This is a genomic window from Nocardia mexicana NBRC 108244 (assembly GCF_001613165.1).
Lineage (GTDB): Bacteria > Actinomycetota > Actinomycetes > Mycobacteriales > Mycobacteriaceae > Nocardia > Nocardia mexicana.
The window spans coordinates 40,379-56,043 of sequence record NZ_BDBV01000029.1 but is presented as its reverse complement, the minus strand read 5'-3'; the positions used below and the strand labels follow the sequence as shown (position 1 = coordinate 56,043).

At 68.8% G+C, this 15,665-nt stretch carries 11 protein-coding genes; 4 read left to right on the top strand and 7 right to left on the bottom strand.

The features are described from left to right. Positions 1–41 precede the first annotated feature (41 nt). From pgl to tkt, 5 genes are read right to left on the bottom strand one after another with little or no spacing between them, the layout of a single operon-like run. Positions 42–776 carry a 6-phosphogluconolactonase gene (pgl, locus tag NM1_RS12305; RefSeq protein ID WP_068018452.1) on the bottom strand — a complete coding sequence of 245 codons (735 nt, stop codon included), beginning with the start codon at positions 774–776 and terminating at the stop codon, positions 42–44. Positions 777–805: 29 nt separating this feature from the next. Then, complete coding sequence (opcA, locus tag NM1_RS12300) at positions 806–1,714, bottom strand: glucose-6-phosphate dehydrogenase assembly protein OpcA (RefSeq protein ID WP_174556867.1); 909 nt, start codon at positions 1,712–1,714, stop codon at positions 806–808. Further along, positions 1,711–3,273, bottom strand: coding sequence for a glucose-6-phosphate dehydrogenase (gene zwf / locus NM1_RS12295; RefSeq protein WP_068018449.1), 1,563 nt, complete (start codon positions 3,271–3,273; stop codon positions 1,711–1,713). Before zwf ends, opcA begins: the two co-directional genes overlap by 4 nt. Positions 3,274–3,278: 5 nt before the next feature. Next, entirely contained in the window at positions 3,279–4,409 is a 1,131-nt protein-coding gene (gene tal / locus NM1_RS12290) for a transaldolase (RefSeq protein WP_068018447.1), read from the bottom strand. 6 nt (positions 4,410–4,415) lie between these two features. Further along, entirely contained in the window at positions 4,416–6,560 is a 2,145-nt protein-coding gene (gene tkt / locus NM1_RS12285; RefSeq protein ID WP_068018444.1) for a transketolase, read from the bottom strand. 504 nt (positions 6,561–7,064) lie between these two features. On the opposite strand from tkt, the gene NM1_RS12280 reads away from it, so the two are divergent. The 4 genes from NM1_RS12280 (at position 7,065) to NM1_RS12265 (ending at position 12,574) form a co-directional block, all read left to right on the top strand. Next, positions 7,065–8,051: a heme o synthase gene (locus tag NM1_RS12280; RefSeq protein ID WP_114699557.1), complete on the top strand. Its 987-nt coding sequence runs from the start codon at positions 7,065–7,067 to the stop codon at positions 8,049–8,051. A gap of 52 nt (positions 8,052–8,103) precedes the next feature. After that, the gene (locus NM1_RS12275) at positions 8,104–9,159 is read left to right on the top strand and encodes a hypothetical protein (RefSeq protein WP_068018441.1); all 1,056 of its coding nucleotides are present in this window, start codon (positions 8,104–8,106) and stop codon (positions 9,157–9,159) included. Positions 9,160–9,188: 29 nt separating this feature from the next. After that, a complete protein-coding gene (locus NM1_RS12270; protein ID WP_068018438.1) occupies positions 9,189–10,847 on the top strand; it encodes an Hsp70 family protein in 1,659 nt (552 codons plus the stop codon). Between the two features lie 308 nt (positions 10,848–11,155). Continuing rightward, complete coding sequence (locus NM1_RS12265; protein WP_147288970.1) at positions 11,156–12,574, top strand: ABC transporter substrate-binding protein; 1,419 nt, start codon at positions 11,156–11,158, stop codon at positions 12,572–12,574. Positions 12,575–12,582: 8 nt separating this feature from the next. Here NM1_RS12265 and NM1_RS12260 read toward each other — a convergent pair whose 3' ends face one another. Together NM1_RS12260 and NM1_RS12255 are read right to left on the bottom strand one after the other, a co-directional pair. Beyond that, positions 12,583–13,968 (bottom strand): hypothetical protein, encoded by a 1,386-nt coding sequence (locus NM1_RS12260; RefSeq protein ID WP_068018433.1) that lies wholly within the window; start codon positions 13,966–13,968, stop codon positions 12,583–12,585. Positions 13,969–14,157: 189 nt separating this feature from the next. Next, positions 14,158–15,618 (bottom strand): FAD-dependent monooxygenase, encoded by a 1,461-nt coding sequence (locus NM1_RS12255; RefSeq protein WP_068018430.1) that lies wholly within the window; start codon positions 15,616–15,618, stop codon positions 14,158–14,160. Positions 15,619–15,665 lie beyond the last annotated feature (47 nt).

The window sequence follows — 15,665 nt, the reverse complement described above, 5'->3', positions numbered from 1 at the left end:
TCGGTGGGTGAGTGGCGTTGGGAGGCCGACTGTCCTGGGTGTCAGCGGGGGAGGTTCGCGGCGGCTTCCTCGTCCAGTAGCCAGGTGGTGGTGGCGCTGCCCTGCGCCCCGGCGGCGGGGATGTCGACGGGTGCGGCGCCCGCGAGGGCCGCGGCGACCGCCTCCGCCTTGGCGGCGCCGCCGGTGACCACCGCGACGTGGCGGGCCAGGCGGACGGCCGGGAGGGTCAGGGTGATCCGCACCGGCGGGGGTTTCGGCGAATCCGTCACGGCCACAACGAGTTCGTGGGCCTCACGGACCGCATCGGTGTGCGGGAACAGCGAATTCACGTGCCCTTCGCCGCCTATGCCGAGCAGGTGGAGGTCGAACGCCCCGTGCTGGGCGAGGTGCGCGTGCACCGCCGCCGAATATTCCGCCGCGGCCTCGACCGGGTCCGGATATTCGCCGTCGGAGGCGGCGGCGGGATGAACCCGCGCGGGGTCCACCGGAACATGATCCAGCAGCGCCTGCCGCGCCTGCAGCTCATTGCGCTCGGGATCGCCTGCGGGAACGAACCTTTCGTCGCCCCAGAACACGTCCAGCCGCGACCAGTCGATGGCGCCGGGCGCCTTGCGCACCACCTCGAGCAGGCCGATGCCGGTGCCGCCGCCGGTGAGTACCACCGACGCCGACCCGCGCAGCGCCTGCGCCTCGGTCACCACCGCGACGAATCGCGCGGCCGCGGCCGCGACCAGATCGTCGGTGCCGGAGAATACCTCGACGACCGGTTCACTCATGGGTCACTCCTTCGGTCCGCACGGACCCCTCACTCGTAGATGACCTTGTCGATGCCCGACAGCGCCTCGGCGTAGATCTCGTCGTCGTCCAGCCGCCGCAGCTCCTCGGCCAGGCAGTCCTTGGTTTCGCGGCGCGCCAGCGCGAATCGCTTGTCCGGTTCGCCGGTGCGCGACAGGGTGGCGGTGCGTCCGGTCTGCGGGCGCGAGATCACGATCGACACCGTCGGCCGGTGCAGCTCGACCCTCAGCTCGCCGGTGCGCCGCCGGACCGGGCAGTTCAGCCGTGCGGCCAGCCAGCCCGCCAGCACATCCAGCGCGGGCTCCTCCTGCAGTCCCGAGACCGTCACCGATTCGACCGCCTCGTACGGGGGCTCGTCGAGCGCGGCGGCCAGCAGCGCGCGCCAGTAGGTGATGCGGCTCCACGCCAGGTCGGTGTTGCCCGCCGCGTAGGACTTCACCCGCTCCTTGATCGCCTGCTGCGGGTCTGGCGCGAAGGTGGCGTCGGTGATGCGCCGAATCGCCAAGCGCCCCACCGCATCCTTGGACGGATACACCGGCGCACCCCGCGGCCACCACGCCACCACCGGTGTATCGGGCAGCAGGAACGGGATGACCACGCTGTTCTCGTGATTGATCAGCTCACCCTGCAGCCGCAGCACTATCACCTCGGAGGCGCCCGCATCGCCGCCGACGCGGATCTGGGCGTCCAGCCTGGTCTCGGCGAACCGGTCACCGCGCGCGAGAACGATGACGCGGCAGGGATGTTCGCGGCTGGCGTCGTTGGCCGCATCGATGGCGCCCTCGGCCTCCGAGCTGTCCAGTGTGCACACCACCAGCGTCAGCACCCGGCCGGTGGTGATGACGCCGTTGCTCTCGGCCAGCTGCACCAGCCGCTTGGCGACGGAGCGGGTGTCGGTGGCGGGGATGTCGACGATCATGCCCGCCGCCATTCGCGCCCGGTGCGGGCGAGCATCGCGTCGGCCGACCACGGGCCCCAGGTGCCCGCCTCGTACGATTCCGGCCGGCCGTCGGCCGCCCAGTGCTCCAGCACGGGATCGAGGATGCGCCAGGACAATTCGACCTCCTCGTTGACCGGGAACAGCGACGGCTCACCGAGCAGCATGTCGAGGATCAGCCGCTCGTAGGCCTCCGGCGACGATTCGGTGAACGACTCGCCGTAGCTGAAATCCATATTGACGTCGCGCACTTCCATGCTCGACCCGGGCACCTTGGACCCGAAGCGCAGCGTGATGCCCTCGTCCGGCTGCACCCGGATCACCAGCGCGTTCTGGCCCAGCTCCTCGGTCATGGTCTCGTCGAACGGCAGATGCGGCGCCCGTTTGAACATGACCGCGATCTCGGTCACCCTGCGGCCCAGGCGTTTTCCGGTGCGCAGGTAGAACGGCACGCCCGCCCAGCGCCGGGTGTCGACATTGAGCGTGATGGCCGCGTAGGTCTCGGTGCGCGAGTGCGGGTCGAACCCGTCCTCCTGGAGCAGGCCCACCACCTTCTCGCTGCCCTGCCAGCCCGCCGTGTACTGCCCGCGGGCCGTCGTCTGGTCCAGCGGCTCCACCAGTTTCGTCGCCGAGAGCACCTTGATCTTCTCGATCTGCAGCGCCCGCGGCTGGAAGCTGACCGGATCCTCCATGGTCGTCAGCGCAAGCAGCTGCAGCAGGTGGTTCTGGATGACGTCGCGGGCCGCGCCGATGCCGTCGTAATAGCCTGCGCGCCCGCCCAATCCGATGTCCTCGGCCATCGTGATCTGCACGTGGTCGACGTAGTTGGCGTTCCAGATCGGTTCGAACATCTCGTTGGCGAAGCGCAGCGCCAGCAGATTCTGCACCGTCTCCTTGCCGAGGTAGTGATCGATGCGGAACACCGTCTCCTCGGGGAACACCTGGTTCACCAGGGTGTTGAGCTCCTGGGCGCTCTGCAGGTCGTGCCCGAACGGCTTCTCGATCACCACCCGCCGCCACGGCTTCGGCGCCCCCGGGCCCGGATCCGGCGGCTTGGCCAGCCCCGTGCGGGAAAGCTGTTGCAGCACAAGGGGAAACGCATTGGGTGGGATGGACAGGTAGAAGGCGTGGTTGCCGCCGGTGCCGCGGTCGTGGTCGAGCTGCTTGAGCGTCGCCGCCAGCTGGGAGAAGGCGGCGTCGTCCTCGAAGGTGCCCTGCACGAACCGGATGCCCTCCGACAGCTGGTCCCAGACCTCCTGCCGGAAGGGCGTGCGCGCGTGCTGTTTCACCGCCTCCAGCACGACCTGTGCGAAGTCCTCGTCGGCGTAGTCCCGGCGCGCGAAACCGACCAGCGCGAATCCGGGCGGCAGCAAGCCGCGGTTCGCGAGGTCGTAGATGGCCGGCATCAGCTTCTTGCGGGACAGGTCACCGGTGACGCCGAAGATCACCATGCTGCACGGGCCCGCGATCCGGGGAAGCCGCTTGTCCCGCTGCTGGCGGAGCGGATTCCCCGGGGCGGCCGTCGATTCGTCGCCGGCCATCGCGGTTACTGGCCCCCGGTGCTCTGGAGCTCGGTGGCGGTCGCGGACAGCAGTTCCTCCCACGACTTCTCGAACTTGTCGACGCCCTCGCGCTCGAGCACCGCGAACACGTCGTCGAGGTCGATGCCGACGGCGGCGAGCTTGTCGAAGACCTCCTGGGCGGCCGCGCCGGTGCCCGACATCGTGTCGCCGCGCAGCTCACCGTGATCGGCGTAGGCCTCGAGTGTCTTCTCCGGCAGCGTATTCACCGTATTGGGCGCCACCAGCTCGGTGATGTACATGGTGTCGGAGTAGTCCGGGTTCTTCACGCCGGTCGACGCCCACAGCGGCCGCTGCCGGTTGCCGCCCGAGGAGGACAGGTGCGCGAACGTGGAGGTGTGCTTGCCGCCGTCGAAGACGTCCTGGTACTCCGCATAGGCCAGGCGCGCGTTGGCGATTCCCGCCTTGCCGCGCAGCTCCAGCGCCTCCGGCGTGCCCAGCGCCTCCAGCCGCTTGTCGATCTCGGTATCCACGCGGGAGACGAAGAACGAGGCGACGGAATGGATCCGGGCCAGGTCGTGCCCCGCGATCTTGGCGTTGCGCAGGCCGTCCAGGTAGGCGCCCATCACGCTGCGGTAGCGGGCAACCGAGAAGATCAGCGTCACGTTCACGCTGATGCCCTCCGTGATCACCTTGGTGATCGCGGGCAGGCCCTCCTCGGTCGCGGGGATCTTGATGAACAGGTTGGGCCGGTCGACGATCTTCCACAGCTCGACCGCCTGCGCGACGGTCTTGTCGGTGTCGAAGGCCAGCCGCGGGTCGACCTCGATCGACACCCGGCCGTCCACCCCGCCGGACGCCTCGAACGTCTCGGCGAACACATCACAGGCGGCGCGCACGTCGTCGGTGGTGATGGTGCGGATCGCGGATTCGACGTCGGCGCCCCGGGCGGCCAGCTCCTTGACCTGCTCGTCGTAGGCGTGGCCCTTGCTCAGGGCGCCCTGGAAGATGGTCGGGTTGGTGGTGACCCCGACGATGCTGCGGGTGGCGATGAGTTCGGCGAGGTTGCCGGACCGGATGCGGTCCCGCGACAGATCGTCGAGCCACACCGACACCCCCGCTGCGGACAGTGCGGCGAGATTCTCGTTCTGTGCCATTCGCTTTTATCCCTTCACCTTGTCGAGCGAGCGCTGAGCGGCCTCGACCACGGCGTCGGCGGTGAGGCCGAACTCGCGGAACAGGGTCTTGTAGTCGGCCGACGCACCGAAGTGCTCGATCGATACGATCTGGCCGTCCGCGCCGGCGAACCGGTACCACGGCATCGAGATCCCCGCCTCGACGGTGACGCGGGCGCGGACCGCCGGTGGCAGCACCTCGTCGCGGTAGGCCTGGTCCTGCGCGTCGAACCACTCCACGCACGGCATCGAAACCACGCGGGTTCCGACGCCCTGCGCCTCCAGGGTAGTCCGCGCCTCGACCGCGAGCTGCAGCTCCGAGCCGGTAGCGATCAGGATCACCTGCGGTGTGCCGGTGGAGGATTCGGCCAGGATGTAGCCGCCCTTGCGAACACCCTCGTAGCTGGTGCCCTCGACGACGGGCAGGTTCTGGCGGGTGAGCGCCAGCGCCGAGGGGCCGTCGATGTGCGGGGTCTCGGAGACCTTGAACGGCGAGTGGTGGTCGCCGCTCTCCAGCTCCAGCACCGCGCGCCAGGCGTGCACGGTCTCGTTGGCGTCGCCGGGGCGGACCACGTTGAGGCCCGGGATGGCGCGCAGCGCGGCCAGGTGCTCGATCGGCTGATGCGTCGGGCCGTCCTCGCCGAGGCCGATCGAATCGTGGGTCCACACGTAGACCGCCGGGATCCGCATCAGCGCGGCCAGGCGCACCGCGGGGCGCATGTAGTCGGAGAACACCAGGAAGGTGCCGCCGTAGGGGCGGGTCGGGCCGTGCAGCGCGATGCCGTTGAGGATCGCGCCCATGGCGTGCTCGCGGACGCCGAAGTGCAGGGTGCGGCCGTACGGGTTGGCCTTCCAAATGCCGGTGGAGATCGACTCCGGGCCGAAGCTCGGGGTGTCGGGCATGGTGGTGTTGTTGGATTCGGCGAGGTCGGCCGAGCCGCCCCACAGCTCCGGCAGCACCGGCGCCAGCGCGGCCAGAACCTTGCCGGAGGCCTTGCGGGTGGCGACGCCGCCCGGGTCGGTCTCGTAGGAGGGCAGGCTGTCGGCCCAGCCCTCGGGCAGCTTGCGGGCCTGCAGGCGATCGAACAGCGCCTTGTTGTCCGGGTTGGCCTGTGCCCACCCGTCGAACTGCTCCTGCCAGGACGCGCGGGTCGCCTTGGCGCGGTCGGCGGCGTTGCGGCGGGTGTGGTCGATGACCGCGGCGTCGACCACGAAGGACTGCTCGGGATCGAAGCCGAGGGCCTTCTTGGTGCCCGCCACCTCGTCGGCGCCGAGCGCGGCGCCGTGGGCGGCGCCGGTGTTCATCTTGGTCGGGGCCGGGTAGCCGATGATGGTGCGCAGCAGGATGAACGACGGCTTGTCGGTCACCGCCTGCGCCTCATCGATGGCCTTCTCGATGGCGACGACATCCTCGCCGCCCTCGACGACCTGGACGTGCCAGCCGTAGGAGCGGTAGCGCTCGGCGGTGTCCTCGGTGAGGGCAATGGTGGTGTCGTCCTCGATGGAGATCTTGTTGTCGTCGTAGATGACGACCAGGTTGCCCAGTTGCTGGGTGCCCGCCAGCGACGACGCCTCGGAGGTCACGCCCTCCTCGATGTCGCCGTCGGAGGCGATCACGTAGACGTAGTGGTCGAACGGGCTCTTACCCGGTGCCGCCGACGGATCGAACAGCCCGCGCTCGCGCCGCGCCGCCATCGCCATGCCGACCGCCGAGGCCAGGCCCTGGCCGAGCGGGCCGGTGGTGATCTCGACGCCCGGGGTGTGCCGGAACTCCGGGTGGCCGGGAGTCAGCGAGCCCCACTTGCGCAGGTTCTTCAGGTCGTCGAGCTCGAGGCCGATACCGGCGAGGTACAGCTGGATGTACTGGGTGAGGCTGGAGTGACCGCACGACAGCACGAAGCGGTCGCGGCCCACCCAGTCCGGATCGGCGGGGTCGTAGTTCATGACCCGCTGGTACAGCGTGTAGGCCAGCGGCGCCAAGCTCATCGCGGTGCCCGGGTGGCCGTTGCCGGCGGTCTGCACGGCATCCGCGGCGAGCACGCGGATGGTGTCGACGGCTCTGGTGTCCAGATCCGTCCAGTCGACCGGGTGGTTCGGCTGGGTGAGGGCGCGGATGTCGTCTGTGACTGACACGACCGAGGTTCTCCTGACCTTCTCGTCAACTGTGCGGTTTACGGCGGCGTAGTGGTGGGTGACGCATGGCTGTTTCGACGTGCGGTCCCGGTGTACTACCACCCTAGAGCCCAACCGAATCGTGGTATGCGGGAACCCGCCGACGACGGGCGCCGCGTCCGGGCTCGTTACCCGGAATCGGAACCCCCCGCGACAGTCTGTCGCCCGCTGCCATCGGCAGCATTCGACGCAACGCGTGTCCGGCCGGCACGACCCGACCGGCGTGTCGTGGCGTGTCGGACCCACATCCCGAGGTCGAACGATTGCGCACGAACGCTGCGTCACGGGCTGATTCGCGGCGGGTGGGTGCTGGGCCACAACCCGTGTGGGTCTACCATCGCCTGTAGTAGTTGCGGCGCCGCGCTGGATCTCGTCCGTGGATCAATCCCCGTGGGAATGTGATCGAAGGGCGGCGCGCTGCTCATTCCCGAGACCGGATCGATGCACCACCTGCGAGGAGAGACAGTGCGGATTGGGCAACAGCCGGGTGATGCGCATGGCTCCTCCGCGACGGCGCTGGCCGACCGTGTGACCGGCACCGGTCCGCTCTCGGCGCTGACCCGCCGCGTGCTGGCCTACATCGCGCTGACCAAGCCGCGCGTCATCGAATTACTGCTGGTCGCCACGATCCCGACGATGCTGCTGGCCGACCGCGGGCATATCGACATCCGGTTGATCCTCGCCACGCTGTTCGGCGGCTGGATGGGCGCCGCCAGCGCGAACACGCTGAACTGCGTCGCCGACGCCGATATCGACAAGGTGATGAAGCGGACGTCGAAGCGGCCGCTGGCGCGCGACGCCGTGCCCACCCGCAACGCGTTCGTGTTCGGTGTGGTGCTGGGCGCCGGATCGTTCGCGTGGCTGTGGTGGCAGGCGAATCTGCTGTCCGGACTGCTGGTGGTCGCGACGATCCTGTTCTACGTCTTCGTCTACACGCTGGGCCTCAAGCGCCGCACCTCGCAGAACGTGGTGTGGGGCGGCGCCGCCGGATGTATGCCCGCGCTGGTCGGCTGGTCGGCGGTCACCGGGAATATCGGCTGGCCGGCGATCGTGCTGTTCCTGGTCATCTTCTTCTGGACGCCGCCGCACACCTGGGCGCTGGCCATGCGGTACAAGGAGGACTACCGCGCGGCGGGCGTGCCGATGCTGCCGGTGGTCGCCACCGAGCAGGCCGTGACCAAGCAGATCGTCATCTACACGTGGCTCACCGTCGCCGCCACGCTGGCCCTGATCCCCGCCACCGGCGTCGTGTACGCGGCGGTCGCGATCGCCGCGGGGGCGTGGTTCCTGCTGATGGCCCACCAGCTGTATTCCGGTGTGCGCCGGGGCGAATCGGTGAAGCCGCTGCGGCTGTTCCTACAGTCGAACAACTATCTCGCCGTGGTCTTCTGCGGCCTGGCCGTCGACTCGGTCCTCGGCTGGCACACCGTCGGCAGCACCCTCTTCGGCTGAGCCGGCGTCAGTTTCTCTGGTACGCAACGGATCCGAGCGGTACAACGGAGATGTGCTGCTCGAGACGATCGTGCCCATCGTTGCCCAGCAGATCGGGGACCTCGTCCGCGATGCCCTGGGCCGTCGTCGTGAGCAGGCCGAGGCCCGCCGCGGCGCGCACGAGGACGCGGAGATCGCGGAACGGGCCCATGTCCGCGCGCTGACCGCGGAATCCGTCGTGCTCGAGTCGCGGGAGCGCAGGAATCGGCTCATCGAGGCCGGGCCGTTCATCTACGACAGCGACGTGGTGGTTCACCACATCAGGCAGGCGAGCAAGCATGCCGGGACGCCGATCCTGCTGTTCGCTCCGATCGGGTCCACTCCCGGAGCCGGGGACACCGGGCCCTATGACGTGGGGTTGCGGAACACATGGAATCAGCTGCCCTGGCGTGAGGACGCGTGCGCCATCGGCGGCGCGTTCAAACGACCGCTCGACAATCACGACATCGATCTCGCGGTATTGCGCGCCGCCGTGCAGGATCTGCCCATCATTCTGCTGCGCGGCGAATTGCAGACCGCGGACCGGTTCTGGATTTCGATCGTCGGCTGGGGAATCGTCGGCGGCAACCGGGATTCGGGTATAGAAATCAATCTCCCGCCCCTCGCGGTACCTGCGGCCCAGCCCCTCGAATTTCAGGATTGGCTCGCGCGTCTGTGCGCGATCCTGGTGGGGATTCTCGCCGAGTGGCATGCGCTGATCACCAGCGACCGGCCGCCGCGAATCCACACCCTCGTCACCCCGGACGAGCAACCGTGGGTGGGTCCGGCCGTGGCGGCCGGATACGACATCGCCGCGGAGCAGGGGTTGTACACCGCGGAGACGAAGCAGTTGCGGCAGTCGCGCATTCTCGCCGAGAGCGGACGCCCGGACGACGCCGCCGCGCGAATCGATGACGAGACGCTGCGACGACTCACCGAGTCCGCCGATTTCCGACCCACCTTGGACGATCTGCACGCGGTATGCGAATTGCTGGAGGACGAAACCCGCGTGTCCGCTATCCGTGATGCGATCGATGTGATCACGCAGCGCTCGTTCATCGCGGGGGACTCACCGCTCCGAACATGGTGAATCGGCCGGGACGTAGCCAAGGAGCTCGTATGACGGACCTCGAGGTGGCGGCGGCCGTCGATTTCGGCACCTACGGAACGGGTTTCGCCTGGGCCGACCTGCGGGATCGCGACCGTGCCTCGGACCCGCGCACGATTCACCACTACGACCGGTGGCGCAATCAGCCCGCCTCCTACATCAAGACCCGGACATCGTTGTTACTGCGGGACGGTGACATCGTCGCATGGGGTTACGAGGCCGACCGCCGGCGCGTCACGGCGGAATTGGAGCAGGACGGCCTGAGCTATCGGGACCGTTTCAAACTCGGACTGGGGGATCCGGTCGAGGCCACGGCCCGCGCGGCCGAGCGGGATATCACCGCCTACCTGTCGGCCTTCTATGATTTCGCGTTGCGGCAGATCACCGGCGACATGTCGGTCGGCCCGGAGCAGATCCGCTGGTGCATAACGGTTCCCGCCATGTGGTCGGATCAGCAGCGCGGTGTGATGCGGCAGGCCGCCCACGCGGCCGGATTTCCTTCCGGGACAGACCGTCTACTCCTCGCCGTCGAATCGGAAATGGCCGCCCTGTACTGCCACTACCATTCCGAGCGAACGGATTTCGCCACCGAGGGCAAGTCGTTCCTGGTCGTCGATGCCGGTGGCGGCACCGTCGACATCACCGCCTATCGGGTCGACGGCGTCGGGCAACTCGTGCAGTTGGGGGTCAGTCCCGGTGGGCGGTGCGGCTCGACCTACGTCGACAAGCTGTTCATGACCGACCTCCTGCCGCGGCGATTGCCGATGGCCGTGCTGGAACGGGTATTCCGCAAGTCTCCGCAGGTGGCCTACGAATTGCGGGGCGCGTGGGAGCGTGCCAAGCACGGCTGGGATCCGGACCGCGACGCTCCGACGGAATTGCCGCTCCCGGTCCCGATCTATGCCGCGCTCGATCCTGTCGCCCGGCGACACCTGGCCGATGCGCAGAATCAGGTCAGCGATTGGCTGATCCTGCAGCCGCAGGAGATGCGGGACCTGTTCGATGTGGCCGTCGACGAGATCGAGGAATTGGTGGGCGAACAGATCCGGCGGGTCGGGAGCGTCGATACGGTGCTGCTCGTCGGCGGATTCGCGCAGTCGAAGTATCTGCGGCAGCGGCTCGGTGACGCCGTCGGTGTGAATGTGGTTGTGCCCCGGAGTCCCTCGGGCGCCGTGCTCTCCGGCGCGGTGCACTATTGCCTGCGGCCGGAAACCGTCGTCGCGCGCTGCAGCAGCTTTACCTATGGACTGCGGATCAGCAGCACCGTAGATCCGGAACACCGCGGCGATCTCGAACGCAGGTTCGTCGACGGGTGGGGAGAAGAGCGGTGCGACAACCGGTTCGACATCTACGTCCGGCGTGGCGATGTGGTTCCGGCCGGGTACGTCGTCACCAAGACCTTCTTTCCGGCGCATCGAACACAGGACGCGTTGACATTCGCGGTCTTCGCCTCTCGCCGGGAGAATCCCCGTTACACCGACGAACTCGGAGTCTTTCAGATCGGTACGCTGGAGGTCGAGATCGGGGAGGTCACGAAGCTGCCCAGGAACGATCAGAGGATCGAACTCGCCATGGAATTCGGCGGCACCGAGATACGGGCCCGAGCCAAGGTCGTCCGGACGGGTGAATTGCTGAACACCACGTTTCGGTTCGAGCGGGCCTGGGGGTAGCGGATGCGTTGTGATGCAGCGAATTCCGAAACGCTCTACCCTCGCGTACACGATGATCGATCGAGGTGTTGTCCGCCGAGTCCGTCGTAGTGGCTCGGGGCGAGATTCCGAGGGGGCCGTTCGATGCCTATTCGCCGATGGCTGTGCCGCCGGGCCGTGTATTCGGCCGGGGCGACGGGGGAGCGACCGTGGTGAACCACCGGACCGATCCCCCTCGGCCGGATCCACCGCCCACTCCGGGAGTGCTGGAAAAGGCAGCGCGACTGCGGAAGTCGTGGGTGCGGTGGCTGCGACGGCATGGGCGGCCCGTGTCCGCGATTCTCGTCGTCCTGGTCGTCGTCGCCGGGATCGTGTACTGGGTCGTCGGCCGAGATGGCGAGAATGCGTGCGCCGCCGCCGGGATGGAGGTTGTCGACGGTGAGTGCATCGGTGTGACCGACGGGGCTTTCACCGAGTTCGACGACGCGTCGACCGGTGTGGTCGAACAGATTCGGAAACAGAATGCGGAGGTCGGCGACGAGTACGTCAACATCGCGCTGCTGGGTCCGCTGTCGCAGCCTCGGCAGTCCGATAAACCCGGAGACCGGCCCAGACAGGGACAGCTGAGCAGCGACCAGGTCCGGCAGATGCTGATCGGCGCCGCGATCGCCCAGAAACGGGTGAACGCCGGCCGGGTAATCGGTGACCCGCAGCCGAAGGTCCGTCTCCTGCTGGCCAATCAGGGCGGTTATCAGACTCGGTGGCGGCGGCCGGTGGAGGAGCTGATCGCGCGGGCCGGAGCCGAGGACCCGCACCGCCGCGTCGTCGCCGTCGCCGCGCTCGGTACCAGCGTCGCGGACACCCGAGATGCCGCGATGGCGCTCAGCGCCGCCCGGGTCCCGATCATCGGGGCCATCACGACGGCGGACGAACTCAGCTACGCCAGCATTCCCGGAATGCTTCGCGTCACCCCCACGACCTCCGAGTTCGTCGACGCACTGGGCACCTACCTGGAGCCGCGGCCGCAGTACGGCCCGGCGATCGTGGTGTGGGACCAGAATGCGGAGGGTCGTGGCGACCTCTATGCCGGTGCGCTGCAGCGGGCATTTCACGCCCGGCTGCACCGCTGGATCGGCGATCTGCCCGATCAGGCGTACGTGGGAGCGAGTATCCCCAGTGAAAGCTGGCCCCAGATGTTCGACAACGTGACGATCAACGTGTGCCAATCCGGCGCGAACACGATTCTCTATGCCGGGCGTATCACCGATCTTCCGGCCTTCATCGATTCCCTCGAGCTACGAATCTGCCGGGATCGGCCGCTGACCATCATGACCGGAGTCACCGCGCTCACGGCAATCGACCGCGGCAGCGCCGAGGAACTGCGTTCGGCGGGTCTGACGGTCGTCTATGCCGGGGTAACCGATCCGCATCGGTGGCCGCACGGCGACGGCAATCCGCCCGGCGGGTGGTCGGACTATTCCGACGCGTTGCTGGCACACGGCTATCGGGTCACCGACAGCGATGCGTACACGTGCCTGTCCCACGACGCGATACTCACCGCCACCCGCGCGATGCGGTTGGCGGCGGCGCCGAATCGGCTGCCGAAGAGTGTCGATGTCGGCGGCCAGTTGCGAAATATCAACGGTGCGTACACGGTTCCCGGCTGCAGCGGCAGTTTCTCGTTCACCACCATGAGCAATGGCGCACCCCTCGGAACCCCGATACAGATCGTCACCATTCCGCAGTGACGCAACCGCTACTCCGAGGGGCAGTCGGGCTGCAGGGGGAAGCACGCCGGGCCCGGGGTATCCGGGGGAACGGTCGGATCCGTGGTCGTGGTGCGGGGGACGGTGGTCGCCGTGGTGACCGGGGCGGGTGCGGGCTTGCTGGGCTCGTCGTCGGATCCGGCGGTGCACAGGGCGGCGACCGCGAGGACGAGGACCAGCAGAGCGAGCAGGACGAGCGGAACGTACCCGCGGCCGCGGGGGCGCATCGGTTTGGGCGGGCGGGGCTCGAAGGGAACCGAATACGGCTGGGCGGGAGAGGAATAGGACTGCTGCGGGGATCCGTAGCTCGGTGTGGCGGACGCGTAGGGGCGCTGCTGGCTGCCGTAACCCGGTGGGGAGGAAGCGAATTCCCGCTGCGGCGGCGCGTAACCCGGTGCGGCGGAGGCGGACTCGCGTTGCGGCGAGCCGTAACCCCGTGCGGCGGGTTCGCTCTGCGGCTCGCGGTAGCCCGTCGCGGGCTGGGAATGTCCGTAACTTGTCGGTGGGGGCGCGGATTCGCGCTGCGGCGCCGGCTGGCCGCCCGCAGTGGCGGGCGCCCCGCCCGGGACCGGAATCGGGGCAGGCCCGCCGGGTGGGGGTGGGATCGGAGCGCCGGAGCCCGGTGGTGTGGACGGCGGGGCTCCGGGCGGGGCGGCCGTCACGGGCGGGACCGGTGCTTCCGGGGCGGGGTGCGACCTCGTGCGGTCGCCCCGCGGCGGCGGAAATCCCTCGGCGGTCAGATCGGAATAGGTTGCGGCGGCGGCGAAGCCGAGGGCGCCGAGCGCCTGGCTCACCTGGGCGGCATCCCAGGTGGCCGGATCGCCCGGCGCGGGCCCGGCGGGCGCCGCCTCGCCGGTCGTTCCCGAATCGCCGCCGCCCGAGATGCGGGTGAAGTAGGCGCGCAGCGAGGACGGCCCGTCGCCGACCACCACGTCCAGCCCCTCCGGCAGATGCCCCTTCTCCAGGCTGACGCGAGTGCCGAGCTGCGGGATCACCAGCACGATGCCCATGACCGCGACCTGCTCGCGGCCCGGCGCACCGCGCAGCAGGTGCGCGATCTCGGCGGTGCGGGCGCGGACCTCGGCCATCGGCTCGGTGCCGTCCTGCACGCCCTCGAGCGGGGCGATGTGGCCGTCGACCGTCCACGGCGCGGTATCGGCGGCGTTGAGCGCGCCGTTCATCCGTTCGGTGAAGCCCTTGACGACGACCACGACGCAGGTCGTGGGGGTCCACACGATCATGTCGGCACCGTGCGCCTTCACCACCGCGATACCGGACAGCGCGTGCGCACCGGTCCACGACTTCAACCAGTTCACCACCGTCCGTTCGGTACTGGACAGCCGCGATGGGTCGTCGTTGCGGACCTTCACCAACATCCTGATCAACCCCTGATCGATGCGTAGTCGTTCGGCCGCGCTGGGCGTCCGATCACCGTACGAGGGTACGGCGAACCGGACGAATCGGCTTGCGCAGCAGCACAGATCATCCAGCATCGCCACAGCGACCGTGCGAGCGGGTGGTGAATTTTTACGGGCGGTGCATACCGGTCGGCCGTCTATTGCGCTCTACGTATCGGCACGCCAGGCCAGGTAGCCGTCGGGGCGAACCAACACTCGTGTGCCCGGCGTGGCCGCGTAGTCGGCGAATGCGTGACCGTCGACGGCGACCAGGTCGCCGTCGGCCGGTGTGTGATCCGGCGGGACGACGGAATGTGCCCGGACGCCGCTGGTTTCGGCCGAGGCGGCGGTACCGAAGGACAACAGGGTGGCATGGGGCCCACGGAACAGGTCGAACAGGCGCAGTGCGGTGCCGTCCGCGCGCCGCAGCGGAGCGTCGGGCGCGCGGTCACCGGCGAGCAGGGGACCGGATGCGCCGGGCGCGCGGTAGGTGATGTCGAGCTGCTGCGTCTCCGGTCCGCGCCGCATCGCGTCTTCGTCTCCGTGCCTGTGCTTTTCGAGTAGATCGGTGCTGATTCCGAGAACGCGCGCGGCGACCGCGCGGCGTTCGGTGGCGTAGCTGTCGAGCAGGGCCTCGCCATCGGGGAAGCCGCCGTCGAGGGGCGGTGCGCCTCGCAGGGCGGCGGCGAGCTTCCAGCCGAGGTTGTAGGCATCCTGGATGCCGGTGTTCATCCCCTGCCCGCCGGTCGGCGGATGCACGTGGGCGGCGTCCCCGGCCAGGAATACCCGCCCGTCCCGAAAACGCTGCGCCAGACGGATGTTCGGCCGCCACACGGTGGACCACACGGGTTCCCCGAGCACGATATCGGTGCGCCGGGCGAGCCTGTCGACATAGTCCTGCAGCACCGCCCGCGTCGGCTCGGTGTCGGCGCTCAGCGGTGCCGCGAACTGGAACAGTCGACGGCCGGGCAGGGGAGTCAGGGCAATTCCCTCCATCGGTGCATCCTGATGGGCGAACCAGTAGCCGTACCCGTGGTCCAGCGCATCGGCGCGGACGTCACCGAGCAGCATCCGGATCGACTCGTCGGTGGTGCCCTCGAACGCGATCGCGAGCGCCCTGCGGACCGTGCTCCGCCCGCCGTCCGCACCGACGAGATAGTCCGCCCGCACGGTCTCGGTGCCGCCCGGGCCGTTCAGGGTCGCGGTCACCCCGGCCGTGTCCTGCGTGAAATCGGCCAGCTCCGTGGACATTTCGACCTGGACCCCGAACTCGGCGAGCCGCTCGCGCAGGATCGACTCGGTATCGGACTGCCCGAGCACCCACGGATTCGGGTACGGCACGGCGGGGGTCGGTTCGCGCGGCTCGGTCATCCGGCGCTCGGTGACGAACTCCCCATCGAGATGGACCCGCATCGGAGCCTGTGGTGAGCCCGCGGCGAATACCGCCTCGAGCACGCCGAGATCGTCGAACACCTCCAGGGTGCGCGGCTGAATCCCGTCGCCGCGCGAGCCCGCGAAGAACTGCGCCGCCCGGTCCACGATGCGCACATCGACGTCGCGGCGGGCGAGATCGATGGCGAGCGTGAGCCCGGTCGGACCGGCGCCGGCGATCAGTACCTGCGGTGACACATCGTCCTCCTGTAATGAATCTAAATTCAGTGAAGATGGATTCAGTA

What these genes read in the sequence shown, in the direction of transcription:
- pgl (WP_068018452.1), bottom strand. Translation starts at nt 776, where the DNA reads ATGAGTGAACCGGTCGTCGAGGTATTCTCCGGCACCGACGATCTGGTC.
- opcA (WP_174556867.1), bottom strand. Translation starts at nt 1,714, where the DNA reads ATGATCGTCGACATCCCCGCCACCGACACCCGCTCCGTCGCCAAGCGG.
- zwf (WP_068018449.1), bottom strand. Translation starts at nt 3,273, where the DNA reads ATGGCCGGCGACGAATCGACGGCCGCCCCGGGGAATCCGCTCCGCCAG.
- tal (WP_068018447.1), bottom strand. Translation starts at nt 4,409, where the DNA reads ATGGCACAGAACGAGAATCTCGCCGCACTGTCCGCAGCGGGGGTGTCG.
- NM1_RS12270 (WP_068018438.1), top strand. Translation starts at nt 9,189, where the DNA reads ATGACGGACCTCGAGGTGGCGGCGGCCGTCGATTTCGGCACCTACGGA.
- NM1_RS12260 (WP_068018433.1), bottom strand. Translation starts at nt 13,968, where the DNA reads ATGTTGGTGAAGGTCCGCAACGACGACCCATCGCGGCTGTCCAGTACC.